Source organism: Sphingobium sp. B11D3A (assembly GCF_025961695.1).
Lineage (GTDB): Bacteria > Pseudomonadota > Alphaproteobacteria > Sphingomonadales > Sphingomonadaceae > Sphingobium.
In genome coordinates this window covers 1,088,471-1,111,303 of record NZ_JAOQOE010000001.1, presented here as the reverse complement: position 1 = coordinate 1,111,303, position 22,833 = coordinate 1,088,471, and the positions used below count along the sequence as shown (strand labels likewise).

The 22,833-nt window shown below is 64.6% G+C and carries 23 protein-coding genes; 13 read left to right on the top strand and 10 right to left on the bottom strand.

Going from position 1 to position 22,833, the window contains the following annotated elements; genetic code table 11:
* Positions 1-26 precede the first annotated feature (26 nt).
* The 5 genes from glgX (at position 27) to M2332_RS05245 (ending at position 6,801) form a co-directional block, all read left to right on the top strand.
* Positions 27-1,826 (top strand): glycogen debranching protein GlgX, encoded by a 1,800-nt coding sequence (gene glgX / locus M2332_RS05265; protein ID WP_264573241.1) that lies wholly within the window; start codon positions 27-29, stop codon positions 1,824-1,826.
* A 136-nt stretch (positions 1,827-1,962) separates the two neighbouring features.
* Complete coding sequence (locus M2332_RS05260; RefSeq protein WP_264573240.1) at positions 1,963-2,877, top strand: SDR family NAD(P)-dependent oxidoreductase; 915 nt, start codon at positions 1,963-1,965, stop codon at positions 2,875-2,877.
* A gap of 74 nt (positions 2,878-2,951) precedes the next feature.
* Positions 2,952-3,725 carry a glutathione S-transferase family protein gene (locus M2332_RS05255; RefSeq protein WP_264573239.1) on the top strand — a complete coding sequence of 258 codons (774 nt, stop codon included), beginning with the start codon at positions 2,952-2,954 and terminating at the stop codon, positions 3,723-3,725.
* 44 nt (positions 3,726-3,769) lie between these two features.
* A complete protein-coding gene (locus tag M2332_RS05250) occupies positions 3,770-4,561 on the top strand; it encodes a glutathione S-transferase family protein (protein WP_264573238.1) in 792 nt (263 codons plus the stop codon).
* A gap of 335 nt (positions 4,562-4,896) precedes the next feature.
* Positions 4,897-6,801 (top strand): TonB-dependent receptor, encoded by a 1,905-nt coding sequence (locus M2332_RS05245; protein ID WP_264573237.1) that lies wholly within the window; start codon positions 4,897-4,899, stop codon positions 6,799-6,801.
* A 128-nt stretch (positions 6,802-6,929) separates the two neighbouring features.
* Here the strand turns inward: M2332_RS05245 and M2332_RS05240 are convergent, their stop codons facing one another.
* On the bottom strand, positions 6,930-7,061 hold the full coding sequence (locus M2332_RS05240) for a hypothetical protein (RefSeq protein ID WP_264573236.1): 132 nt from the start codon (positions 7,059-7,061) through the stop codon (positions 6,930-6,932).
* 39 nt (positions 7,062-7,100) lie between these two features.
* On the opposite strand from M2332_RS05240, the gene M2332_RS05235 reads away from it, so the two are divergent.
* Positions 7,101-7,625: a DUF2141 domain-containing protein gene (locus M2332_RS05235; RefSeq protein WP_181560162.1), complete on the top strand. Its 525-nt coding sequence runs from the start codon at positions 7,101-7,103 to the stop codon at positions 7,623-7,625.
* A gap of 36 nt (positions 7,626-7,661) precedes the next feature.
* On the opposite strand, the gene M2332_RS05230 is transcribed toward M2332_RS05235, so the two are convergent.
* The 6 genes from M2332_RS05230 to M2332_RS05205 all read right to left on the bottom strand — a co-directional run bounded on the left by M2332_RS05230 (position 7,662) and on the right by M2332_RS05205 (position 14,845).
* Positions 7,662-8,855, bottom strand: coding sequence for a glycosyltransferase (locus M2332_RS05230; protein WP_264570836.1), 1,194 nt, complete (start codon positions 8,853-8,855; stop codon positions 7,662-7,664).
* A 55-nt stretch (positions 8,856-8,910) separates the two neighbouring features.
* Positions 8,911-9,849, bottom strand: coding sequence for a hypothetical protein (locus tag M2332_RS05225; RefSeq protein WP_264573235.1), 939 nt, complete (start codon positions 9,847-9,849; stop codon positions 8,911-8,913).
* A gap of 73 nt (positions 9,850-9,922) precedes the next feature.
* Entirely contained in the window at positions 9,923-11,047 is a 1,125-nt protein-coding gene (locus M2332_RS05220; RefSeq protein WP_264573234.1) for a glycosyltransferase, read from the bottom strand.
* Positions 11,047-11,769 carry a DUF2334 domain-containing protein gene (locus M2332_RS05215; protein ID WP_264573233.1) on the bottom strand — a complete coding sequence of 241 codons (723 nt, stop codon included), beginning with the start codon at positions 11,767-11,769 and terminating at the stop codon, positions 11,047-11,049. Before M2332_RS05215 ends, M2332_RS05220 begins: the two co-directional genes overlap by 1 nt.
* A gap of 57 nt (positions 11,770-11,826) precedes the next feature.
* Positions 11,827-13,194, bottom strand: coding sequence for a surface lipoprotein assembly modifier (locus M2332_RS05210; protein WP_264573232.1), 1,368 nt, complete (start codon positions 13,192-13,194; stop codon positions 11,827-11,829).
* 31 nt (positions 13,195-13,225) lie between these two features.
* Positions 13,226-14,845: a transferrin-binding protein-like solute binding protein gene (locus M2332_RS05205; RefSeq protein ID WP_264573231.1), complete on the bottom strand. Its 1,620-nt coding sequence runs from the start codon at positions 14,843-14,845 to the stop codon at positions 13,226-13,228.
* 517 nt (positions 14,846-15,362) lie between these two features.
* Between M2332_RS05205 and M2332_RS05200 the strand changes: the two genes are divergently transcribed.
* Positions 15,363-15,557 carry a hypothetical protein gene (locus tag M2332_RS05200; RefSeq protein ID WP_181560155.1) on the top strand — a complete coding sequence of 65 codons (195 nt, stop codon included), beginning with the start codon at positions 15,363-15,365 and terminating at the stop codon, positions 15,555-15,557.
* Positions 15,558-15,561: 4 nt separating this feature from the next.
* Here M2332_RS05200 and M2332_RS05195 read toward each other — a convergent pair whose 3' ends face one another.
* On the bottom strand, positions 15,562-16,884 hold the full coding sequence (locus M2332_RS05195; protein ID WP_264570830.1) for an MFS transporter: 1,323 nt from the start codon (positions 16,882-16,884) through the stop codon (positions 15,562-15,564).
* Positions 16,885-16,988: 104 nt separating this feature from the next.
* Between M2332_RS05195 and pgsA the strand changes: the two genes are divergently transcribed.
* Genes pgsA through M2332_RS05180 form a run of 3 tightly spaced genes read left to right on the top strand, consistent with a single transcriptional unit; the run spans position 16,989 to position 18,326 of the window.
* Positions 16,989-17,591 carry a CDP-diacylglycerol--glycerol-3-phosphate 3-phosphatidyltransferase gene (gene pgsA / locus M2332_RS05190; RefSeq protein ID WP_413715941.1) on the top strand — a complete coding sequence of 201 codons (603 nt, stop codon included), beginning with the start codon at positions 16,989-16,991 and terminating at the stop codon, positions 17,589-17,591.
* A gap of 2 nt (positions 17,592-17,593) precedes the next feature.
* Entirely contained in the window at positions 17,594-17,854 is a 261-nt protein-coding gene (moaD, locus tag M2332_RS05185; protein ID WP_264573230.1) for a molybdopterin converting factor subunit 1, read from the top strand.
* Complete coding sequence (locus M2332_RS05180; RefSeq protein ID WP_264573229.1) at positions 17,847-18,326, top strand: molybdenum cofactor biosynthesis protein MoaE; 480 nt, start codon at positions 17,847-17,849, stop codon at positions 18,324-18,326. Before moaD ends, M2332_RS05180 begins: the two co-directional genes overlap by 8 nt.
* Before the next feature lie 12 nt (positions 18,327-18,338).
* Here M2332_RS05180 and M2332_RS05175 read toward each other — a convergent pair whose 3' ends face one another.
* Together M2332_RS05175 and M2332_RS05170 are read right to left on the bottom strand one after the other, a co-directional pair.
* A complete protein-coding gene (locus tag M2332_RS05175) occupies positions 18,339-19,268 on the bottom strand; it encodes a hydrogen peroxide-inducible genes activator (protein ID WP_264573228.1) in 930 nt (309 codons plus the stop codon).
* A 39-nt stretch (positions 19,269-19,307) separates the two neighbouring features.
* Complete coding sequence (locus M2332_RS05170) at positions 19,308-20,069, bottom strand: sulfite exporter TauE/SafE family protein (RefSeq protein WP_181561460.1); 762 nt, start codon at positions 20,067-20,069, stop codon at positions 19,308-19,310.
* A gap of 172 nt (positions 20,070-20,241) precedes the next feature.
* Between M2332_RS05170 and epsC the strand changes: the two genes are divergently transcribed.
* The 3 genes from epsC (at position 20,242) to M2332_RS05155 (ending at position 22,805) form a co-directional block, all read left to right on the top strand.
* Entirely contained in the window at positions 20,242-20,943 is a 702-nt protein-coding gene (epsC, locus tag M2332_RS05165; RefSeq protein ID WP_181560150.1) for a serine O-acetyltransferase EpsC, read from the top strand.
* A complete protein-coding gene (locus tag M2332_RS05160; RefSeq protein WP_181560149.1) occupies positions 20,943-21,299 on the top strand; it encodes a DUF2794 domain-containing protein in 357 nt (118 codons plus the stop codon). Before epsC ends, M2332_RS05160 begins: the two co-directional genes overlap by 1 nt.
* A 111-nt stretch (positions 21,300-21,410) precedes the next feature.
* Positions 21,411-22,805 (top strand): OprO/OprP family phosphate-selective porin, encoded by a 1,395-nt coding sequence (locus M2332_RS05155; RefSeq protein WP_264573227.1) that lies wholly within the window; start codon positions 21,411-21,413, stop codon positions 22,803-22,805.
* Positions 22,806-22,833 lie beyond the last annotated feature (28 nt).

Sequence of the window (22,833 nt, the reverse complement as noted above, 5' to 3'; positions counted from 1 at the left end):
TTGCATTGCAGGCGTCCAGGGCCTGAATGTACGGCGTTCACCTCACCCGCGAGGGCGCGACATTCTCCGTCTGGGCGCCCGACGCCACCGCTGTCACCCTGTGCCTGTTCGGCGATGACGAGCGCGAGCATCGCCATGCCATGGCCCAACAGGGCGATGTCTGGCAGGCGCAGATTGCCGGGGTTGCCGCCGGCCAGCGTTATGGCTTTCGCGCCGACGGCCCATGGGCGCCGGAGCAGGGGCTGTGCTTCGATCCCGCCAAGCTGCTGGTCGATCCCTGGGCGAGCGCGATCGATCGGCCTTTTGTCTTTGATCCCCAGCTTGCTGAGCGCGGCGTAGAGACGGCGCCGCTGGTGCCGCGCAGTGTCGTCACCGCACCGCTGGCTGATCTCCCGCCGGCGCCGCCGCACTTCCGCCAGGGCGGCCTGATCTACGAGTTGAACGTGCGCGGCTTCACCATGCTGCACCCGGACGTGCCGCCGGCGCTGCGTGGCACGGTGGCGGCGCTTGCCCACCCGGCGGTCATCGCGCATCTCCAGAAGCTGCATGTCGGCGCGGTCGAACTGATGCCGATCGTCGCCTGGATCGATGAGCGGCATCTGGTCGCGCGTGGTTTGGCCAATGCCTGGGGTTACAACCCGATCGCGCCCATGGCCCTTGATCCCCGGCTTTGTCCCGGTGGGATGGCGGAATTGCGCGAAACGATGGCGTGCCTGCACCAGGCCGGCATCGGCGTCATTCTCGACCTTGTGTTCAACCACACCGGTGAGAGCGACCGGATCGGGCCGACCCTGTCCATGCGCGGGCTGGGCGAGCGGAGCTATTATGCGCTAGAGGCTGATGGCGACCTTATTAACGTCGCCGGCACCGGCAACACGCTTGATTTTACCGAGCCCGCCGTGCGGGCGCTCACGCTGGAGACGCTGCGGCGCTTCGTGCGCGAGGCGGGCGTGGACGGCTTCCGCTTCGATCTCGCGCCGGTGCTGGCGCGCGGCCCGGCGTTCGATCCGCAGGCGCCGATCTTCGATGAGATCGCGCGCGATCCCTGGTTGGCGGATCGTATCCTGATCGCAGAGCCATGGGATATCGGCGCGGACGGTTATCAGCTTGGCCGCTTTCCTGAGAGTTGGCTGGAGTGGAACGACCGCTATCGCGACGATGTGCGCCGCTTCTGGCGCGGCGATGGCGGGATCGGCGCTTTCGTCACGCGTCTCGCCGGATCGGCGGACATCTTCGGCAAGCCGAGCCGGAGCGTCAATTTTTTGGCGTCTCATGACGGCTTCACGCTCGCCGATACCGTGGCCTATGTCCATCGTCACAATCTCGCCAATGGTGAGCATAATCGCGACGGACATGGCGAGAATTTCAGCTGGAACCACGGTGTCGAGGGACCGAGCGACGACCCGGACGTGATCGCGGCGCGCGGGGACGATCTGCGGGCCTTGCTCGCGACGCTCTTTGCCTCGTCCGGCACGATCATGCTGACGGCCGGCGATGAATTTGGCCGCAACCAGCAGGGCAACAACAACGCTTATGCGCAGGATAATCCACTCTCCTGGCTTGCCTGGCATGATCGCGATACCTCACTGGAGGCCTTTGCCTGTGCGCTCTCCGCCGCGCGCGCGGCGGATCTCGATGCGTTCGCGACTTTTCCTGAGCCCGGCCGCTGGTTCCGAGCGGACGGGGCGGATATGAGCGTTTCCGACTGGGAATCGGCCGAGACCGGCTTTGTCCGCTACGAAGCGGACTTGCCGAACGGTCGCCGCTTCACGCTCCTCGTCGACCGCGCGCACCGCCGACTCATTGTTGACATTGTCCGGCATTGAGTGAAAACCGGGCGGGGAATGGGGAATCATTCCGCGCAAAGCGAAGGGCCAGCGGCCTGGCGCACCAGCACGGAACACCCTGATGGGCATAACAGGTCAGTCTCCCGTCGGATGACCGGAGCGAGGAGTGGATTGCATGAAGGATTTAAAGGGCCAGCTGGCTTTCATCACCGGTGGTGCCTCGGGTGCCGGCTTCGGCCAGGCGACCGTGTTCGGACGGGCCGGCGCTGAGATTGTCATTGCCGATGTGCGCGCGGAAGGAATCGACGCCGCCCTTGAGAAGCTGCGGGCAGAGGGCATCCGCGCCCACGGTATCAAGCTCGATATCATGGACCGCGACGCCTATGCGAAGGCTGCGGACGAGGTCGAATCCGTTTTCGGTCGCGCGCCGACGATCCTGTCCAACACCGCTGGCGTCAACAGCTTCGGGCCGATCGAGAAGACAACCTATGATGACTTTGACTGGATTGTCGGGGTCAACCTCGGCGGCGTCATCAATGGCATGGTCACCTTCGTCCCGCGCATGATCGCGGCGGGTGTGCCGGGGCATATCGTGACAGTGTCCTCGCTCGGCGGGTTCATGGGCAGCGCGCTGGCCGGCCCATATTCGGCGGCGAAGGCGGCCAGCATCAACCTGATGGAAGGCTACCGGCAGGGTCTGGCGCAATATGATATTGGCGTCTCGGTCTGCACGCCGGCCAATATCCGCTCCAACATCGCCGAGGCGAGCCGCCTGCGTCCTGAGAAGTTTGGGTCGAGCGGCTATGTCGAGAATGACGATTCCATCGCCTCCCTGCACTCGATCCACCAGCATGGGCTCGATCCCGAGAAGCTGGGCGAGGCGATCATGAGGGGCATTCAGGAAAACGCGCTCTACATCATTCCCTATCCAGAAGTGCGCGAGGGGCTGGAGAAGCATTTCCAGGCGATCATCGAGTCCGTCGCGCCGATCGAGAGCGACCCGGAGGGCGCGCGTCTGCGCACCGAGGCGTTGATCAACTGGGGTCGCGACCGCACGCGCGTCTTCGCCGACGGCAAGAAGGGCGAATAATCGCATTGCGCGATCGAATTGCGCTGGGGCGCCATGCGGAGCCATGGTCGCGCTAAGAACTATCGGAGAGAGACATGACCCTCAAATTGTACAGCTTTGGCCCCGGCGCCAATTCGCTCAAGCCGCTCGCGACGCTCTATGAGAAGGGCCTTGAATTCGAGCCCGTGTTCGTCGACCCCGCCAAATTCGAGCAGCATTCGGACTGGTTCAAGAAGATCAACCCGCGCGGCCAGGTGCCGGCGCTCTGGCATGATGGCCAGGTCGTCACCGAATCCACCGTGATCTGCGAATATCTTGAAGACGTGTTTCCGGATGCCGGCACATCGCTGCGCCCCGCCGATCCGTTTAAGCGCGCGGAAATGCGCGTGTGGACCAAATGGGTGGACGAGTATTTCTGCTGGTGCGTCTCCACCATCGGGTGGGCATTCGGCATCAAGGCGATCGCCCAGAAGATGACCGACGAGGAGTTCGAGGATCATGTCACCAATAAGGTGACGATCCCCGAGCAGCAGGTGAAGTGGCGCCGCGCCCGCAACGGTTTCCCGCAGGAAATGCTGGACGAGGAGTTCCGCAAGGTCGGCGTGTCGGTCCAGCGGCTGGAGGAGACGCTCTCCAAGCAGGACTATCTGGTCGACAGCGGCTTTAGCCTCGCAGACATCTGCAACTTCGCCATTGCCAATGGCCTGCAGCGTCCCGGTGGCTTCTTCGGCGACTATGTGAACGAGCAGAAGACGCCCGGCCTGTGCGCCTGGCTGGCGCGCATCAACGAGCGTCCGGCGATCAAGGCGATGTTCGAGAAGGCCAAGAGCGAGGATCTGCTCAAGGCCAAGCCGCAGCCCGCCGCCTGAACTGGGCGGCGGTCATACACCAACGATAAGAGACGGACCGGGCAATGACGCAGGATCTCACTATCTACCACATTCCCGGCTGCCCCTTCTCGGAGCGCATCGAGATCATGATGGCGCTCAAGGGCGTGGCGCTGAAGGATGTCGAGATCGACATCTCCAAGCCGCGCCCGGACTGGCTGCTGGCAAAGAGCGGCGGCACCACGGCGCTGCCGCTGCTCGACGTAGAGAATGGCGAGAGCCTCAAGGAGAGCATGGTCATCCTGCGCTATCTTGAGCAGCGATATCCGCAGCCTGCCATCGCGCATCCCGACCCGTTCCACCACGCCGTCGAGGGAATGCTGGCGGAGCTGTCCGGCCCGTTCTCGGGCGCGGGTTACCGTATGATCCTCAACCGCGATGCGGACAAGCGTGGGGAAATGCGCGCGGCTGTGGACGCGGAGTTCGGCAAGGTGGATGCCTTTCTGCGCCGCTACGCCACGGGCGCGGACTTTCTGTTCGAGGATCGCTTCGGCTGGGCGGAGGTCGCCTTCACGCCGATGTTCAAGCGGCTGTGGTTCCTCGAATATTACGAAGATTATGCGGTGCCCGCCCAGTTCGACCGGGTGTTGCGCTGGCGCGCAGCCTGCGTCGCGCATCCGGCCGCCCAGCACCGCAGCCATGAAGAGCTGATCAAGCTCTACTATGATTACAGCCAGGGCGGCGGCAACGGCCGCATTCCCGAAGGGCGGGCCGTCTCCAGCTTCTCCCCGGATTTCGACTGGCGTAACCGCCCCATGCCTCCCCGAGACAAATGGGGGCGCCCCGCGACCGATAAAGAACTGGGCCTTGCCGCTTAACGCGCAAATTCCTTAGCAGGCTATGATCTGATTGCCACATCCCTCATGCTTTCTTGGCAAGGTGCATCTTCGGGCCATGACATGAGGAATTGTTAACCATAATGAGGGACTTGGCCTGTGGGAGCGAGCAGGCCGGTCGGCTTCCCGAGAGCCGGTGTGGGTATCGCCTTGGGGGATCTGGTTTGTCACGCCGCAAGTGGCTCATCTTTGGATATGCGTGTCTGGCCGGCGGAGCCTTGCCAGCGCTGGCACAGGGGCAGCCTGCAGACCAATCGCGCGGCTCCGTTTACGAGGCCGCTTTTTTTAGCCCCTCCGCACCCAGCAATGCGCTGGAGATGATCTCCCTGGTGCCCGGCTTCACGCTGGACGAGGGCGATGCCGAGATTCGCGGTTTTCGGCAGGCGGCAGGCAATGTCGTGATCAATGGCCGACGGCCCAATGCCAAGAGCGAGACGCTCGGCACGCTGCTCTCGCGCATTCCTGCTGCCCGCGTCGTCCGCATCGAACTCGCCTCAGGCGATCGGTTCGGGACGGATTATGCGGGGCGCGCGCTGGTCGCCAATGTCGTGCTGTCGCAGGAGGGCGGGCTCGCCGCGACGGTTGAGACGACCTTGCGCCGGGAATATCGCGGCGCGATCCTTCCGGAAGGCAGCATCTCCGCGCTGTGGAATCGGGGCGCTTCGACTTTCAACGTCGCACTCGCCGTTAAAAATGCTGCGACATCTGAGGAGGGGTTCGACCAGCTGGTCGCGCTGCCCGGCGAGGCCGAGCAGGAATATCGCGAGAAGTTCAGCCGCTTCCGCAATCCCCAGCCCTCCGGCTCTGTGCGGTGGACGCTGAACGAGGGGGAGCATCGCACGGTCAATCTCAGCGCCAGTCTCAACCTCAATTACGATGACCTGACGCAAAGCAGCTTCGTGCAATCCGCTGATGGATCCGCGCGCAACGACGCCCTTGTGCAGCGTTGGTTTACCCGCACCATGGAAGTCAGCGGGGATATCACGCGCCCGCTCGGCTCTGGCGGCATCAAGCTGCTCGGTCTGGCCTCCCGGCGATATCGCAGCCTGCGCGATCAGGCGACCGAGGCCAGCCTGGCAGGAGACGATCTGGGCGGCCTCTTTCAGAACCAGCGTGACTGGCGGGACGAGACGCTGGCCCGCCTGAGCTGGAATGGCACGGCATTCTCCGGCTGGACGGTCGAGACAGGCGTGGAGGGCGTCCGCACCCGGCTGGATGGGCAAGTGGATCTGTTTTCCGTCGATCCCGATGGGGCGGTCACGGTCTATGATCTGCCCGTCAGCCATGCCGTGGTGACGGAAGATCGCGGCGAGGTCTTTGCCAATGCGGGCCGGCCACTGTCATCCCGGCTGCGGATCGATTTGGGCCTTGCCTATGAACGCTCGCGCCTCAGCGTAAGGGGCGATGTCAGCGCCCGTCGGACTCTCGATTTCGTTAAGCCCAAGGTCGCCCTGGATTGGCGGCACGGCGCCTGGCACAGCCAGATCAGCGCCGAACGGACCGTGGCCCAGCTCGATTTCGAGGATTTCGTCAGCGCCGCGGAGCTTTCTGCGGACCGGGTAAACAGTGGCAATCCCGATCTCCTCCCGCAGCGGGCCTGGGGGTTCAAGCTGAGCGTCGATCGCGCCTTGCCCGGAGACGGGCGCATCACGCTCGATCTGGGCTATGATTTCATCGCCAAGGTTCAGGACCGCGTGCCGACGCCGGAGGGCTTCGATGCGCCGGGTAATCTGGGGGACGGCACCCAGTTCAGCGCGGCGGCCAATATCGATCTGCCGCTCTCCCGGCTGGGCGTCAAAGGCGGGCGGCTCACGCTTTATGGCTCCTACATCGATACCTCCGTGCGGGATCCGTACACCCTGCGCTACCGCCCCTTTTCCGGCTATGCGCCCTTCTACTACGAGGCGCGCTTCCGGCAGGATCTGGGCCGCTTCGCCTGGGGCACGAGCATGACCGGCAATAGCGGGTCGGACAGCTATCGGATCGACGAGGTGGACTTCAACCGGGGGATCGCGCCCAATGTCGCCGCCTTTGTCGAATATCGCCCGAATTCCCGTTGGACGGTGACGCTCGGCAGCGAGAACCTGCTGGATGGCGGCAAGCGGCGCGTGCGCGACTTCTACGATCCGGATCGGCGCTCGCTGATGCCCTATGAGCGCGAACTGCGTCATCGCGAGAGTCACCTGGTCGCATATCTGACCATCAAGCGCAGCATCCGGTAGCCGCTCCCCAAGGGGCGAACAAGGGCCGATCCATCCTGTGTTCAGGCGCGCCATGCCATGGATCTTTCAGGTCGGCGCGGCATTGTAACGGTTCACGGACGCGCTGACGCTGTAACTGTCCGTGCCAGTCAGGCATTGCCGAGCCGGATGATGTCATGCAGATAGGCTTTCAGCTTGTCGCAACGGGCCTCTGCGCCCTTGTCGGTACCGGCTTTGAGCCGGGCCTTTGGTAGTTTGAGCCAGTGCGGATCGCGTGCCATGCGGTGCGGGGTCTGCCCGGTGCAGGAGAATGAGTGCTGATGACACTGAGTGTGTTGCTTGCCGCGGCGGCGGCCGCAGGATCGCCGCAATATATCCCGTCCAGCCCCACGCTGGGGATGGCCGAAGGGCGCTGCCGCGCGAATGAAAGCGGCCCGGCCTATATGATCAACATCAACGGGTTGAAGGACCGTCAGGGTCTGGTTCGCGTTGAGCTTTATCCCAATAGCGACGAGGATTTCCTCGCCGACGACAATGTCCTGCTCATGGCGGGCAAGCCCTTCCGTCGCGCCGAGATGAAGGTGCCGGCCAGCGGCCCGGTCGTGCTGTGCATCCGCGCGCCGAGCGCGGGCACCTACACGCTGAGCCTGCTGCATGACCGCGATTCCAACCGAAAGCTCGGCCTGTCGGTGGATGGCGTCGCTTTTCCGGGTGATCCCAAGCTGTGCTGGGGCCAGCCCAAGGGCCGCGATGCGCGGGCGACCGTCGGCAATGGCCCGACCACGATCAACGTCACCATGCAATATCGTCGCAGTCTGGTCTGCTTTGGCCCGCTGAAGAAGTAGCGGAAAGGGGAGGGCTGGCCTAGCCGCCCTCGCGATTCAGGCTGCCAGCGTGCCCGTCCGTCGCACGACGGGATTGTCGACGAGCTGCTGATAATAAGCGAACAGATCGGCGAAATGCTCGTCGATGGTGCGCACATGTTGCGCATAATGGAGGGCTTTGGCGCGCACCTCTTCCTTGGGCGTGGCAATGAAGTCCAGGATCGCCTTGGCTGCGGCTGTGGGATCGGCTGATTTGTACAGCCACCCTTCGCACAAGCGGGCGTGATCCGCAGCGCCGCCACGATCCGGCATGATGAGGGGCAGGCCGGCCGCACGCGCCTCACCGCCGACGGTGCAGAACACCTCCGCCTCGCAGCCATGGATCAGAGCATCGCAGCTGGCGAAAAGACGCGCGACTGCCTGCCTGTCCGAGATTGGTGAGAGCAGATGGACGTGCGGGATTTGCGCGGCGGCGCGGGCCACACGCGCGCGATCGCGCCCATCGCCGGCAATCACGAGGCCGACCGGCGCCTTGTTCCCCGCCATGGTCACGGCCTGGATCACCATAGGCCAGCGCTTCTCCGGGCCGTGCCGCCCAGCCCCCAGCAGCAGCGTTGCTTCGGGCGGCAGGTCGCAGCGCGCAAGGAGGCGCGCGCGCAACTCTTCATCTCGAAAGTCCGGAGAGAAAATGCCTGGCTGGACGCCCATGGGATTGGTCACGACCCGTTTCATCCCACCCGCCAGCAGGCGATTGGTCTGGTCCTCGCCAGTCGTGATCGAGCCGTCGAACAGCTGGTCCATTCGCTTAAGGTGGCGCCAGAACATGCCGAAAGCGCGGTCAATGGCCGGACGGGGCAGGAAAGGATCGAACCAGCGATAGGCATAAGCCGACATGGGATCGGCATGCATCACCAGCGCCCGCGGTGCTTTGCCTGGCCACTCACCTACAAAGCGGGCGCTGCGCCAGGGCGAGGAGCATTCGACGACGTCGGGTTCGAGTTGGCTCAGCGTATCGTGCAACGTGTCGACGTCGCGGAAATAATGGTAACGCCGGTCCAATGGAAATTGAGGGTTCTCCAGGTAGATGATCCGCGCATTGGGGCCATGATCCTCAACGCGGAACCCCGGCCCTGGTGCGATCACCACCACCTCATGCCCCGCCGCAGGTCCGGCGAGAAGCTTGCGGTCGATGTAGGTTTTTACGCCGCCTCCATAGGGCGTGTAGAAGGCGGCGACATCCACAATGCGCATGGATGTCACCCGGCGCGGGCGCACATGGCGTCCACCTTGTCGCGCGATCCTGCCATCAGGCCCGCTTTTCTTTTCTGCCAACCCTGATCGTGGCGAGATCACCAATGGCCAGCACCGCACCGATGACGAGATGGGTCAGCAGGATGAGGGTGGTGATGAGCGCGATGAGAATGTGGATCTCGCTGTCTTGCCCGACCGCGAACACGGCGACCGCTGCGAAGATGATATCCTTGTTGCTGATCAGTGGCAGGCGCGAGAGCAGCATTCGCACCGTGGCCAGCACCAGCCACCACCCCAGCGCCACGTCCGGCAGGGCCAGGCTCCACACCACCGCGAGCAGGACGTTGCCGACCAGCAGTCGCGCGAAATGCAGGCCGGAAATGGCCCAGAGTTGCGTGCGCGTGAGGCTGAAGATGCGCTTGCTGAACACGAAAACCAGCAGGGAGACGACCATGATGACGCCGACCGATGCGGCCAGGGCGGAACTGGTGATGCCGAGGTTCAGGCTCTTCGCATAAGGATAGACCAAGGCCATCATCGCGAGCGTGAAGATGTTGGACACCACGGCGGAGAGGATCGCGACGTCCTTGACGGCGCCGAAGGGCGAACCCTCCATTTTGATCTTCTTGCGTGCCCAACTGTAGAAATAGGCCTCGCCGAGATAATCGACGATCAGCTCGTTGGTGACGTTCTTGCGCGCAAGGGCGACGAGGCCTTCGCCCGGAATATGCCAAAGCCAGCGGAAGATGATGAAATCAAAGGCCAGGCCCGTGAAATAATAGCCGAAAAAGGCGACCCAGAACAAAGGATTGGCCGGGATGGTCTGCAACAGATCGTCAAGGCGGAACGAGCGGAACTGCCAGATGACAACCGCAAGAATGGCAATGGACAGCGCCGGGGTGATCCACACCCACCACGAGGTCTGGCGGACAGGAAGCGGGATCGGGTCTTTGGAAGGATCGTCGCTCGACGGAGCAGGGGCTGGTGTCTGCATGTGTGTTTGCTTACTTGATAAGGCCCGATCGCGTCCGCGCTGCGGATAGCAACAATCTGGCCGGGGTCAAAGTCTATTTCCCCACAACACGGCGGAAGAGGGCGATCCACTTCTCTAGCGTCGCCTCCATCGTGAACAGGGATGCACGCGCGCGCATGGCGGATATCTGCGGCTTCTGGTCGCACACGCGATCCATGGCGGCGGCGAGAGCCGAGACATCCTTGATTGGAACCAGCGTGCCCACATCCTCCATCATCATCGGCATGGCGATGGTGCAATCCGTCGCGACGATGGGAATGGCGGCTGCCAGCGCCTCCGCGATGACCGCCGGCACGCCTTCGAAGTCCGAGGACAGGATGAAGGCGTCGGCCTGCGCAAACCAGGGGTCGACAGGGTTGTGATGGCCGGGAAGGCTAAGCTGCGCGGCGACGCCGAGCGCCTGCGCCTTCGCTTCCAGTGTGGCGCGGAGGGGGCCTTCACCCACGATCGTCAGCCGGTCGTCCGGCCGCGCGATCCGTGCAAAGGCATCCAGCAGCAGCTCGAAGTTCTTTTGCGGGAAGAGGCGCCCCACGCCGAGGAAATGCCGGCCCGGGTGATTGCGGGGCGTGGCGTCGCGCAGAGTGGCCAGACGCTGCGCCACCGCCGCCGTCATCGAGGCATTGTGAATGATGGCGATCCGCTCAGGTGGGACGCCCATCTCGGTTTCGATCTCGTCACGAACCGGCGGCGCCATCGCGACAACAGCCGCATAGATATGGCTGTGGCCATGCATGATGAACCGGCTCAGCCGCCGTCGCAGCGGGCTGCTGTGGCGCTCGTCGAGGCTGTTGCTCGGGCGCAGCACGATGGGCGGGCAGCTCTTGCCCAGAACAAGGCGCGTGACCGCAGCCACCGCCATCAGCCCGTTGCTGGGGAAGAACAGCACATCGGGCTTCAACCGCCGCACAATGCCCGGCAGCTTGATCATCATCCAGAGGCTCTCGGTCTCGATCCGCGCGAGCCGGCCCGGGGGCGGGATGATATAGGGGACGTCCGGCGCCTCTTCCTGCAGCCGGCCTTCCCACCGGCCAAGCGCGATGCGGGCATCGAGCCCAGCCTCTCGCCAGGCCTTGGTAAAGCGCAGCAGATCGCGCTCGACCCCGCCCGGTTCGAGGCTGTGGAGCACGCTCAGGACGAACAACGGCCTCTCGTCACCCATCAGGCGGCAAGATCCGCGTAGCGCGCGGGCGTGTGAGTGCGCATGAACTTGCTGTAGGTCGCGTCGATGCTGTCGAGCAAAGCGGGTACGGTGGTGTCAGGCGGATGCACCGCGATGCGAGCATTGGGCAGCGCCCAGGGCGCGGCGCGGGCGGCGGCGGCGACGATCAGCGAACTGGCGATCCTGCCCTTCGTGCGGCTGGCCCAGGTGATGACCGGCCCCTTGGCGACGACAAGGCCCGTTTCCGGCTGCCAGACCTTGAGATGATCCTCGGCGAGCGGGAAGCCGCAATCGGCGAGCGCCTGCAGGCTATCCTGCGAGTAGAGCCAGGCCGGGGCGATGAACCCGGTCACGGGCCGGCCGATAGCGTCCTCCACGATCGGGCGACCACGCTCCAGCCGGCGACGCGCTTCCTCCCGCGAGAGCTGCGCGAACTCACCGGCGCCGGCCGTCATGTGCTTCTGCATGAAGCCCTTTTCGCGGGCATCGTCGCGGTGGCACCAGCCGTGCAGAAACATTTCCACCCCGGCATCGGCCCAACGGCGCAATTTGCCGGCAAAGGCGGCATTGCCGGCGAGCGGCGCCTTGTCTTCGAAATCGGGCACCACCAGCATGGCGATGCGCGGACCACCGAGCAGGCCGCTCAGGCGGTCGAACAGCGCATCGACTTCGCTTTCAAAATGCGGCGTCACATCATGGATCGAGGCGAGCAAACGAGGCATGGGCGAGCCGTTACACCCTTTCCCGCGCGCCGTCACGCCCCACCGCATGGGGCAGAGTCAGAAGGCGCGGGTGATGCCCAGATCCACGGTCGTGCGCCGATAATCGTAGATGCCGACCGTCGAGATATTACGCTCATAGGCCAGCCGCACGACCGGCGAGAAGCCTGCCACCTCGATCTGGCGGAAGGTCGCGCCGACCGATCCGCGCAGAAACCACTCCTTGCGGCGCTCCGGGAACAGAGCCAGCCGGGCATCGGCTTCTAGCCGCCGCACCGTGGCATTGGCGAACAGGGTCGTTCGGCCCATGTCCCGCCAGCCGAGCAAGGTCGCCCCGCCCGAGGCGGTCGCATAGCCGGGATCGCGCGCGGTCTGCCGCGTGCCGCTCAGCTGAATGCCGACGCCGCTGCGGGCAGACAGCGCGCGCTCGATGCCGGCGCTCAGATTGTAGAGCGCGCCATCCTGCAGGGCGTTGCGATTGTAATGGGACCGGCCGTAGGAAAAGCCGACATCGCTTTGCGCCCGCCGCCCGATGCGCTGCGTCCAGCGGAGATCGGCCGTCTCCGTGCGAGCATAAGCCTTGCCGCCATAAGTGCGCCAGGTGACGCCGGCAGAAGGCATGAGGCGGCTGCGCCCCCGTTGCCACTCCAGCCCCAGCAGGGCACTGCCGGAAAGGTCGTTGAACTGACTGGCGCGATAGAAGGTGCCATCGCCCGAGAGCCGCGGCACCAGCGTCAGTCCCTGGCCCAGCCCGACACGGGCATAGACCTGCCCTGAGAGGCGCAGGCCAATGCCCGATTGCTCCCGCGCATCCTCATCCAGCGTGAGCGGGGCGATGACCGTATCCAGCTCCTTGGCATCGGTGGCGCGGTTGATGTTGCTGTCCGGCGCCATGGCCAGTTCGAAATTGCCGCCGAAGCGCCGGTTGGAGCGCAGTGCGGCGGCGAACCGATCCACCACCTGCTGCACGTCCGGCGGCAAGCCATTGGCTTGCGCCTGCCGCAATTGCTGGCGGGCGCGGCTTTCATCGCCCATTGCCGCCAGCACGCGCGCGAGTTCCAGCCGCACGCGGGTCGCGCCCGGCTCCTCATCCAAGATAGCGCGGAAGGCGAGGGCGGCATCGGTCTGCCGGCCCTGCTCATCGAGCATCATGCCCAGGCGAAAGCGCGCTTCGGAGCGGACCTTGAGATCAGGATCGCGGGCAAGCGCACGATAGATGGTCTCGGCATCCTCCAGCCGCCCCGCGACGCGCGCCTGATCGGCGAGGTCGAACAGTTGCGCAGCATTGAGGCCGGAGATGGACCTGGCGTCTTCGGAAACGGTCGGCGTGCTGCCAGCGGGCGGTTGGGCCTGCGCCTGCGCTTCCAGCGGGGCATGCAGGCACAGGCCTGGGATCAGCCCCAGCCAACTCAGTCGTCGCAATGTCATGGCAGGCCCTTGCCGGTGCGCTATGGACAAATCAATTGGTGCGTTTGCCCACCGTCGCGCCGCTTAGATAATATGTGCTGCTGGTATCGCCCGGCGCGGTCTGGAAGCCGAAGGTGCCGCCGATCTCCGTCGCCGTCGGGCCGTAGAGAGCGCCCTCGAAGAAGCCGAGATAGGCATTGCTGCCGTTCACGACGTCCGCCGTCAGTCCGGCGTCGATGTCCATGACCCCGCGGTCGAAGGTAAACGTGCCGAAATTGCGGGTGCTGCCGTCGAAATTGCTCTTGCCGATCGGGTTGAGCGAGCCAGTGAATGTGCCGGCGCCGAAATTGACGGCGAAGTTGCTCGTTCCGCTCAGCGCATAGGTCGCGCCGCCGCCGAACTGCGCCGCCGTGCCGCGAATGATGCCCGTGAAGCTGCCCGATCCGGTCGGGATCTGGAAGCCGTTGGTGCGGATTCCCCAGGCGAACCAGCGGTCGAGCCGGTCGCTGCCCGGTGCTTGCGCGCGCTCCCAGCGCCCGAAGCTCGCATAGCTGAGCGCAATGGCGGTGTTGCCCGCGCCGGCCTTGTTGAGCGAGAGCGTGTAGGACAGGCCATCCCCGCCGGTGATCTTGTAGACCGCGAGTGCATTCGAGGAGGCCGCCGAGTCCAGGCTGGCGGAACCGAATGTCGTGTCGATGCCCCGGTCGCTATCCTGATAGCGGTAGCTGCCCTGCGCGGCGTTGTAGGTGAACAGCCCGTTGGAGCGGAGCAGTGCTGCATTGTTCGCGCTGTTTCCGCTGCCCATATCGGTCAGGCTGAGCTGGCTGAACCGGTGCTCGAAGCTGTCGTCGAACTGCAGGGCGGTGAGCGACATGTTAAGCCCGGCCACTGTGCTGTCCTGCCGGCCCAGCATATAGCCGGCGGTCACCTCGCCGTCGGCGCTATAGAGATACCAGGTCGCGCCGACTTCCTCGCCATTGGGCCCGTAGAAGCGACCGTCCCAACCGCCGTTGAAGCGCTTGCCGTCATCCATGAAGAAGTTGCCGGAAAAGGCGGTGGTGCCACTGGTCAGCGCTGCCTCACCGAAATAGGCGCCGATGCCCTTGATGAGGCCGGTGTCCACGTCGATCGTGGTCAGCACGCCGCTGCTGGTCAGGGCGCCGCTCTGGAAGTCGATCTGCAGGGCGCCGCTCCCCGCGACCGCAAAGGGAGAATCGATCGCCCGCGCACCGACGAGGCTCACGGCATAACGCCCGGTGCCGGATGGCTGGAGCTGGCCGGCAGGCGTCTGGATGCCATAAGTGAACGGATCATAGGTGAAGTCGAGGGTGTTACCGGAGACCGTGGCGCGCTCCCATGCGCCGCCGCCGACATAGCGATAGGTCAGTTCTCCCGATGTGCCGGGCCGTGTCAGCGTCAGTGCCTCGCTGGTCGTGCCGAGCTTCTGGAAGCTGATAAACGCCGGGGATCCGGACGCGACCAGATCGGCTGGGGCGAAGGTGGCGCTGCGGTTGGCCGTGGCGATGGAATAGCTCTGCGTGGCGGCGTTATAGGAGATCGAGAGCGTGCCCCGGGCCGACTGGCCATTCTCGACCGGCCGCTCATCGGCATAGAAGCGGCCGGAAAGATTGCCGCCATTGCTGGTGAACGTCTGGCTCTGCAGCGGCCCCATCAGGCTCGTATTCGGCCCGACAATCGGGTTCGGGCTGGGGGCGGGCGCCGGCGTCGGGGTGGGGGTCGGCGTCGGCGTGGGAGTGGGAGTCGGTGTCGGGGTAGGTGTGGGAGTCGGCGTAGGGGTAGGCGTCGGGGCCGGCGTCGGTGTCGGGGTAGCTGTGGGAGTCGGCGTCGGTGTCGGGGTCGGCGTGGAATTGACGCCGCCCGCTCCACCGCCTCCGCAGGCGGTGGTCAGAAGAGTGATGAGGAGGGGCATAGCCCACTTGCTCTGCTTGACCATGACGGGGCGAAACTCCGGATTAATGAGCGCGAGACGGTTCGAGGGTTCGTGTCCGGACGTTGGCCAAATATAATTGACGAAAAGTTTATCATCTTGGAACTGGGTCCGTTTTTGAGATGGTTGGAGGCGAAGTCGGTAAAATTTCACCGCAAATTTGCGCCTCGGGGTGCCGCACGGCGCGTTAACCATCTTCCGGGCTTCCCTGCCGGGTTACAATGGTTAACAGTTCTTAACTATGAGACGCGCCCCCGTTCTGACTCACGAAGAGGCGAGACATCCGTTTCGCCAGTCGCTTCCCCGCCATGTGTTCCGGCCTGCGCCGGACGCGACGTCGCAAGCCCGCCCTGCGCCGGACGAAGACAAGGACTGGAAGTTGTTTGTGCTGAGCTTCGCGGCGTTCTTTACGGTCGCCTACACGTTCATCGTGTGAGGACTCAGCGGCCGCCGGCTTCCCGCGCGGCTGCCAGGTCCGCTTCGCACGCCCGGTGAAGCTTCAGCGCCAGCAGGGCGCAGATGCCGCACATGCCACACATGATGAGCAGTGCTTCCCGGTTGCTCAGGCCCGCGCTGGTCGCGGCCATGATGACGAGCGCGCCGAAGACCATCGCGCCTGAGTTGACGACATTGTTGGCGGCGACTGTCCGCGCGGTCTGGTCCTTGCTCACCGTGGTGGTGAGGAAGGCGTAGAGCGGCACAACGAACATGCCGCCGAACGTCGCGATGCCGAACAAAGCGATCACGATGCGCCAGCTATGTGGTGCGGCGAGAAAATCGCGGACCGTATAGAGCGTATCGGCGGGCGCGCGGACCCAGTCGCCGGAGGCATAGGAGAAGAACCAGATGAAGCCGGCCATCATCAGCACCGAGATGGGGGAGTAACGGGCGGAGACGACGCCACCGAGCAGGCGGTTGACCGCCACCGATCCTACCGCCACGCCGATCGAGAAGATCGCGAGGAACATGCTCGCGACTTCCTTGGTCGCGGTGAACTCATTTTTCACCAGCGGCGGGAAGATGATGACCAGCACCGTGGCGATCATCCAGAAGAAGCTGATCGACATGATCGCCAGGAACAGGCGGCGGATGTGCATGGTTGCCGAGATCAGGCGCCAGGAGGCCCGGAAGATATTGTAATCCATGTCGATCGGCGGCCCGACGCGCGGGGCGGGCGGCACCATGCGGCCCGAGAGGTAGCCGATCATCGCGATGATGAGGACGCCGCACGCCGCGGCGGTCGGGCTGATCCAGCCCGCGACGATCGTCCCGGTCAGAATGGCGATATAGGTGCCGGCTTCGACGAGCCCCGTCCCGCCGAGCACCTGATCCTGCTCCAGATGCTGAGGGAGAATCGCATATTTGATCGGCCCGAAGAAGGTCGAGTGAACGCCCATCGCCAGCAATGCGGTCAGCATGAGGCCAACGCCGGTCATTGGGTGCCGCGCGCTCACCAGCAGGCCGGCCGCACCGACCGTCATGATCAGGATTTCCGCGAGCTTGACCGTGCGGATGATCCTGGACTTGTCGATATTGTCCGCAAGCTGGCCGGAGAGCGCCGAGAGCAGGAAGAAGGGCAGCACGAACAGCCCGGTCGCGACCGCATTGAACGCCGATTCCTGCTGCGGGTCCTGAAACACGCCATAGGTCGCGAACAGGATCATCGCAGTCTTGAAGAGATTATCGTTGAAGGCCCCGAGGAACTGAGTGACGAACAGGGGCAGAAACTTCCGGTGGCCGAGCAGCCGCAGGGATGCCTGCATAAGTGCGTGAACTCTTGTGATCCGGCCGGACTCGCGCCGTCGCCGGGCTTCTAGCGGCGAAATGGGCAGCTGAAAAGACATTGGATGCCGCATCGCGCAGCCCCTTGTCTGCGCTCGGCGGCTGTGGCACCCGCATTGTCGTGAAGTTCTTGCCAAACATTCTCACCCTCTCGCGGATTCTCGCCGTGCCCCTGCTTGTGGCCCTGCTGTGGCCGGCGGATTCGGTCCATGCCTGGCGCATCGGCTATCTCGCGGCGTTTGCGCTTTACTGCCTGATGGGCATTACCGATTATTTCGATGGCTATCTCGCTCGCGCGCAGGGCACGGTCTCCAAGCTCGGCGTGTTCCTCGATCCGATCGCGGACAAGATCATGATCGGCGCGGTGATTCTCATCCTGTGTGCCAACCAGAACATCAACGGCGTCCATATCATCGCCGCGCTCGTGATCCTGCTGCGGGAGATTGCGGTCTCCGGCCTGCGGGAGTTTCTCGCGGGCCTGCGGATTTCCGTCCCGGTTTCGCGCCTCGCGAAATGGAAGACGGCGTTTCAGCTTGTGTCGCTGGGCGCGCTCATTCTGGCGGGCGGATTGCCGCACATCGCGTTCATCCAGCTTGCCGGCCTCGTCACCCTGTGGGCGGCAGCGTTGCTGACCCTGCTTACCGGCTGGGATTATCTGCGCGCCGGCCTCAAGCACATGACGGTCTGAACATGGCCGACATCACGATTCTCTATTTCGCCTGGGTGCGCGAGCGGATCGGCGTGGATGAGGAGAAGCAGCCCGTGCCATCGCCGGAGACGACCGTTGCGCAACTTCTCGATGCCTTGGCAGCCGGTAGCGCTGGTCATGCGGCGGCCTTTGCTGACCGAGCGCGTCTGCGCGCGGCGCTGGACCAGAAGTTCGTGCCCTTGGACACTGCCATCGGCCAGGCGCGCGAGCTGGCGATCTTTCCGCCCGTGACCGGTGGCTGACGCCACCCCCTCGATCTCGCTGCGCGTCACGGCGGAGGATTTCGATCCCGGCCGCGAGCTGGCCCGGCTGGAAGGCCTGGAGGGCGGCGGGATCGCGAGCTTTACGGGGCTGGTGCGCGATGATGGCGGGCTGCGCGCGCTCCGGCTGGAGCATTATCCCGCGATGACGCAAGCACAGATCGGAGCGGTGGTCGAAGAGGCCTGCGCCCGCTGGCCGCTGCTCGGCGTGACGGTGATCCACCGGTTCGGTGAACTGCCGGTCGGCGCGCGGATCGTCTTCGTTGGCACCGCCTCGGCCCACCGCGTCGCTGCGCTCGAATCCTGTGCGTTTCTCATCGACTGGCTGAAAGTCTCAGCGCCCTTCTGGAAGCAGGAAATCCGGCATGACGGCTCGGCCGGCTGGGTCGAAGCGAAAGGCGCCGACGACGCGCGCGCCGCGATCTGGCGGCAGGGGCGGCTGGACCCGATCTGACGGCCGCCGCGCTCAGGCGGCCTCGGCTGTCTCCTGCTGGCTGGTCGCGGCGTTGCGCAGAATGTCAGCCATCAATCGGAAGTCGGCTTCTCGCGGCGAGTTGCGCCGCCAGACCAGGGCGATCTCGCGATGGGCGCTCGGCGACTGGATCGGCCGCGCGGTGATCTTGGTGTTGGCAAGAATGCCGCCCCTTATCGCCATGTCCGGCAGCAAGGTCAGCCCCAGGCCATTATCCACCATTTGCACCAGCGTATGCAGCGACGTGCCGGTGATGGTCGCCTCGGTGCGCAACTCCGCGCGGTTGCAAGCAGCCAGCGCATGTTCCTTCAGGCAGTGGCCATCCTCCAGCAGCAGCAGGCGGTTGCCGTCGATCATCTCGGGCGTGATCAGGGCCGGCGGATCGCGTGGATCGTCCTTGGGGAAGGCCACGAACAGCGCATCATCGAACAGCACCTCGATTTCCGCATCGCCGCAGGGAAAGGGCAGGGCGAGCAGCACGCAATCTGCATGGCCGTGGCGCAACGAGTCGAGCGCCGCGTGGCTGGTTTCCTCGCGGAGATAAAGCTGCAGCGCCGGGCGCTCTTCGCGCAATTTGGGCAACAGCCGGGGGAGGAGAAACGGTGCAATAGTCGGGATGACGCTCATCCGCAATTCGCCGACCAGCGGCGTGCCGGAGGCCTGCGCAATGGCGGCAAGTTCTTCGGCCTCGCGCAGCACGCGGTGGGCCTTGGTGACGATGCGGTCGCCCAGCGCCGTGAAGCGCACGATACGGCGGGTTCGCTCGACCAAGGTGACGCCGATAAGCGATTCCAGTTCGCGGATGCCTGCCGAGAGGGTGGACTGGGTGACGAAGCACGCATCCGCCGCACGCCCGAAATGGCCATGTTCCTTCAGCGCAACCAGATATTGGAGCTGCTTGAGGGTCGGCATGTAGATCGACATTGATCGCCCTTTCCGCTGGAAAGGGACAATTTAATCGATCTAGCCGATCAGTTCAAGCGAGCGCAGGATGCCGTACCCGGTCGTCAGAGTCAGTACGCAACCGACCATGATGAGCAGAGGCCGGGCTGGAACATGCTTGGCGATCCAGGCGCCGAGCGGCGCCGCCAGCACGCCGCCAATCAACAGGCCGGTCGTGGCGGTCGTGAACGTCTCCCAGCCGAGATGGACGAGGAAGGTGATGCTGATCGACAGCGTCAGGAAGAACTCGACCGTGTTGACCGTGCCGATGGTGTGGCGCGGGCTGGTGCCCTGGATCAGCAAGTTCGAGGTCACGACCGGACCCCATCCGCCGCCACCGGAGGCATCAAGAAAGCCGCCGAGGAGGCCGAGCGGGGACACGAACCGGGGGTCGCGCACATGCGCCTCGGTATGACGCAGCCCGCGCCACAGCAGCCAGAGTCCGATAAAGGCAAGGTAGGAGAGGATATAGGGCCGGATCAGCTCGCCATCGATATTCGAGAGGAAATAGGCGCCCGCAACGCCGCCGATCATCCCGGGAACCACCAGCTTCCAGAACAGCTTCCAGTCGACATTGCCATGCAGAACATGGCTGATCGCGGAGACGGCGGTGGTGCAGGTCTCCGCGGCATGAACGCTGGCGGAGGCTGCCTTGGGCGGAACACCGAGCGCGAGCAGGAGGCTGCTGGAAATGACGCCATAGGCCATGCCGAGCGCGCCATCGATTATCTGCGCACCGAAGCCGACGGCCACGAAGGGCAACAGCATCAGCGCAAAATCCATCCAGGCGTCGGGCAAGGGCAAGCCTTTCTCAATTAACTCACTGGACAATAGGCCCGCCGTTTCCGGCTTGGCAAGGAAATTGTCCTTGGGCCTAATCCTGGCAACGCTCTAGAAATTTCAACGCATCGCGACTAGATAGCTGCTCTTGTCGGCCAGCAAGGGACGCTTTGCCATGGGGCTTTTGTCCTATCTCGATTCCGTGAAAGAGCGCGATCCCGCGCCGCGCTCGCGGCTGGAAATCCTTATTTATCCAGGAGTCTGGGCGCTCGGCCTGCATCGGGTCGCGCATCAGCTGTTTCGCTGGCGGCTCTTCTTCCTTGCGCGTCTGGTCAATCATTTTTCCCGCTTCCTGACCGCGATCGACATTCACCCGGGTGCGACGATCGGAAAGAATTTCTTTATCGATCACGGCTTCACGGTCATCGGCGAAACGGCGCTGATTGGCGACAATGTCACCATCTACCAGTGCGTGACGCTGGGCGGCACCGATCCGGCGAATGGAATCGCCGGCAAGCGCCACCCGACGATCTGCGACGGCGCGATCATCGGATCGGGCTCGCAGGTGCTCGGCCCGATCACCGTGGGTGAGCGCGCGCGGGTGGGGGCCAATGCCGTGGTGACCAAGGACGTGCCGGCGGGCGCGGTAATGATCGGCATTCCAGCCCGCGCGACGCTGGTCGATGCCAAGGAATATCAAAAGCCGTTCACGCCTTATGGTACGCCCTGCAGCGAGACCTACGATCCGGCGACGCAGAAGCTGGAAATCCTCCAGTGCGAGGTCGAAGTGCTGCGCAAGCGGTTGGCGGATCTGGTCGCCGAGCAGGAAGCCCGGCGCGCGGACGGCGCTGACGGCCAGTCCCGCACCTCGGCTTGATGAGCAACGTCACACCATTTCCTCCCCGGCCCACACCGGCCAATAGCCCGCCCACGCAGACGAGTTTCGACCGACTGGAACTCTCGCGCATCATGGATCTGTACGGACGCATGGTCGCGGCCGGGCAGTGGCGCGATTATGCCATCGATCTCAATCGGGACGTCGCGATCTTTTCCGCCTTCCGCCGCACGGCGGAACGCCCGGAGGTGCGCATCGAGAAGCGCCCGTCTCTGCGCAACCGTCAGGGCATGTGGGCGCTGATCGGCGAGAATGGCGTGATCCTGCGCCGGGGGCAGGAACTGGCCGGAATTCTGGCGCCTGTCGAACGCCGGCTGATGAAGCTGATCGAGGATTAGGGGCAGGCGCGTCGCCGCCAGGTCTCTCACCCGACTGTCGCAAAACTGTCATCAAACTGTCATACCGGCGTCCGACATTTGAACGGAGCATGGACCTTGCGATTTCCCCTGATGGCGGCGCTTCTCGCTGCGAGCGCGCTGACGATACCCGCGCCCGTGCTGGCCCAGGCCTCCTCGCAAGCCTCTGCCCCGGATGACGTCGCCGCGCTGCGGGCAGAAATTACGCGGCTAAGAGCGCAGCTTGAGAGCATGGAGGCCCGGCTCGGCAAGGTCGAGGGCACACAGGACGCGTCCTCCACGCCGTCCGCGACCCCCGAGGCGGCGGTCGCCTCTGCCCAGACTGCCACTCCCGCGCCCGCAGCGAGCGCCAAGCCGGATGCGCAGCTCAGCTGGCGTGGTGCGCCCCAATTTAGCGGCGAGGGCGGGCTTTCTTTCAAGCCCCGCGGTCGGCTGCAACTCGATACCAACGTCGTTTCCCGCCCGGATGGCATCAATGCGCCCACTTTGGGCTGGTCGGCCGACGTGCGCCGCGCCTATCTGGGTGCGGACGGCACGCTGGGTGGCGGCTTTGGCTATCGGCTGGAGCTGGATTTCGCGTCCGGCAGCGCGCAGTTCACCGACGCCTGGCTCACTTATGAGCGAGGGCCGCTTACGCTGACGGTCGGGCATCACCGCATCACCACGCTGGAAGATCTGACCAGCGATCTGGAAACCAGTTTCCTCGAGCGCGCGGCCTATACGCAGGCCTTCGGTCTGGAGCGGCGGCTGGGGCTTTCGGCCACCTATCGAAACGGCGACGTGATGCTCTCGGCCGGCGCCTTTGCAGATGATCTCGCGGCGCTCGGCACGTCGGGCGTCACCAGCAACAGTTATGCGCTGGATGGCCGGCTGGTGTTCATGCCCAAGCTCGGCGACACGCAACTTCATATTGGCGGCTCGCTGCATCACCGGGAGCTGAACGATCTGACCGACGTCCTCCAATATCGCGCCCGGCCCGGCGCGCGGACGACCGATGTCCGCTTTGTCGACACCGGCCTGTTCAGCGCCAGCGCGGAGACAGGCTATGGCCTGGAATTCGCGGCCTTGCGGGGACGGTGGCATGTGGCGGCGGAAGGCTTCTGGCAGCAGGTGGCGCGGCCCGGCCTTGCCGATCCGACCTTCTTTGGTGGTTATGGGGAAGTCGGCTACATCCTCGCTGGCGCCTCCGGCCGGGGCTATCGCAACGGCGCCTTCGGCTCGATCAAGCCCACACGCGGGCTGGACAAGGGCGGCTCGGGCGCCTGGCAGCTCAACCTGCGCTATGACTGGCTCGATCTCGACGATGGCCTGATCAATGGCGGCCGCGAGCAGACCTACGGCGTGTCACTCATCTGGGTGCCGATCGAGCGGGTGAAGTTCCTGGCCAATTATCTGCGCGTCGAAGTGCGCGATACGCCCGTCGTCGCCGGCACGCGGGACGATTATGGTAGCGACGTGTTCGGTCTGCGCGCGCAGTATGAGTTCTGACGGCCGGCGGGACCGCGCGTTTCTAAAG

Coding starts and splice junctions, on each gene's coding strand:
- M2332_RS05175 (WP_264573228.1), bottom strand. CDS start 19,268: ATGTCGATCTACATGCCGACCCTCAAGCAGCTCCAATATCTGGTTGCG.
- M2332_RS05155 (WP_264573227.1), top strand. CDS start 21,411: ATGGCGGCGCTTCTCGCTGCGAGCGCGCTGACGATACCCGCGCCCGTG.
- M2332_RS05205 (WP_264573231.1), bottom strand. CDS start 14,845: ATGGGGCCGCTGCAGAGCCAGACGTTCACCAGCAATGGCGGCAATCTT.
- M2332_RS05170 (WP_181561460.1), bottom strand. CDS start 20,069: ATGGATTTTGCGCTGATGCTGTTGCCCTTCGTGGCCGTCGGCTTCGGT.
- M2332_RS05160 (WP_181560149.1), top strand. CDS start 20,943: ATGAGCAACGTCACACCATTTCCTCCCCGGCCCACACCGGCCAATAGC.
- M2332_RS05220 (WP_264573234.1), bottom strand. CDS start 11,047: ATGGGTGACGAGAGGCCGTTGTTCGTCCTGAGCGTGCTCCACAGCCTC.
- M2332_RS05260 (WP_264573240.1), top strand. CDS start 1,963: ATGAAGGATTTAAAGGGCCAGCTGGCTTTCATCACCGGTGGTGCCTCG.
- M2332_RS05240 (WP_264573236.1), bottom strand. CDS start 7,061: ATGGCACGCGATCCGCACTGGCTCAAACTACCAAAGGCCCGGCTCAAA.
- M2332_RS05250 (WP_264573238.1), top strand. CDS start 3,770: ATGACGCAGGATCTCACTATCTACCACATTCCCGGCTGCCCCTTCTCG.
- M2332_RS05255 (WP_264573239.1), top strand. CDS start 2,952: ATGACCCTCAAATTGTACAGCTTTGGCCCCGGCGCCAATTCGCTCAAG.
- M2332_RS05200 (WP_181560155.1), top strand. CDS start 15,363: ATGAGACGCGCCCCCGTTCTGACTCACGAAGAGGCGAGACATCCGTTT.
- glgX (WP_264573241.1), top strand. CDS start 27: ATGTACGGCGTTCACCTCACCCGCGAGGGCGCGACATTCTCCGTCTGG.
- M2332_RS05230 (WP_264570836.1), bottom strand. CDS start 8,855: ATGCGCATTGTGGATGTCGCCGCCTTCTACACGCCCTATGGAGGCGGC.
- M2332_RS05245 (WP_264573237.1), top strand. CDS start 4,897: ATGATCTCCCTGGTGCCCGGCTTCACGCTGGACGAGGGCGATGCCGAG.
- M2332_RS05235 (WP_181560162.1), top strand. CDS start 7,101: ATGACACTGAGTGTGTTGCTTGCCGCGGCGGCGGCCGCAGGATCGCCG.
- epsC (WP_181560150.1), top strand. CDS start 20,242: ATGGGGCTTTTGTCCTATCTCGATTCCGTGAAAGAGCGCGATCCCGCG.
- M2332_RS05210 (WP_264573232.1), bottom strand. CDS start 13,194: ATGACATTGCGACGACTGAGTTGGCTGGGGCTGATCCCAGGCCTGTGC.
- moaD (WP_264573230.1), top strand. CDS start 17,594: ATGGCCGACATCACGATTCTCTATTTCGCCTGGGTGCGCGAGCGGATC.
- M2332_RS05225 (WP_264573235.1), bottom strand. CDS start 9,849: ATGCAGACACCAGCCCCTGCTCCGTCGAGCGACGATCCTTCCAAAGAC.
- M2332_RS05195 (WP_264570830.1), bottom strand. CDS start 16,884: ATGCAGGCATCCCTGCGGCTGCTCGGCCACCGGAAGTTTCTGCCCCTG.
- M2332_RS05215 (WP_264573233.1), bottom strand. CDS start 11,769: ATGCCTCGTTTGCTCGCCTCGATCCATGATGTGACGCCGCATTTTGAA.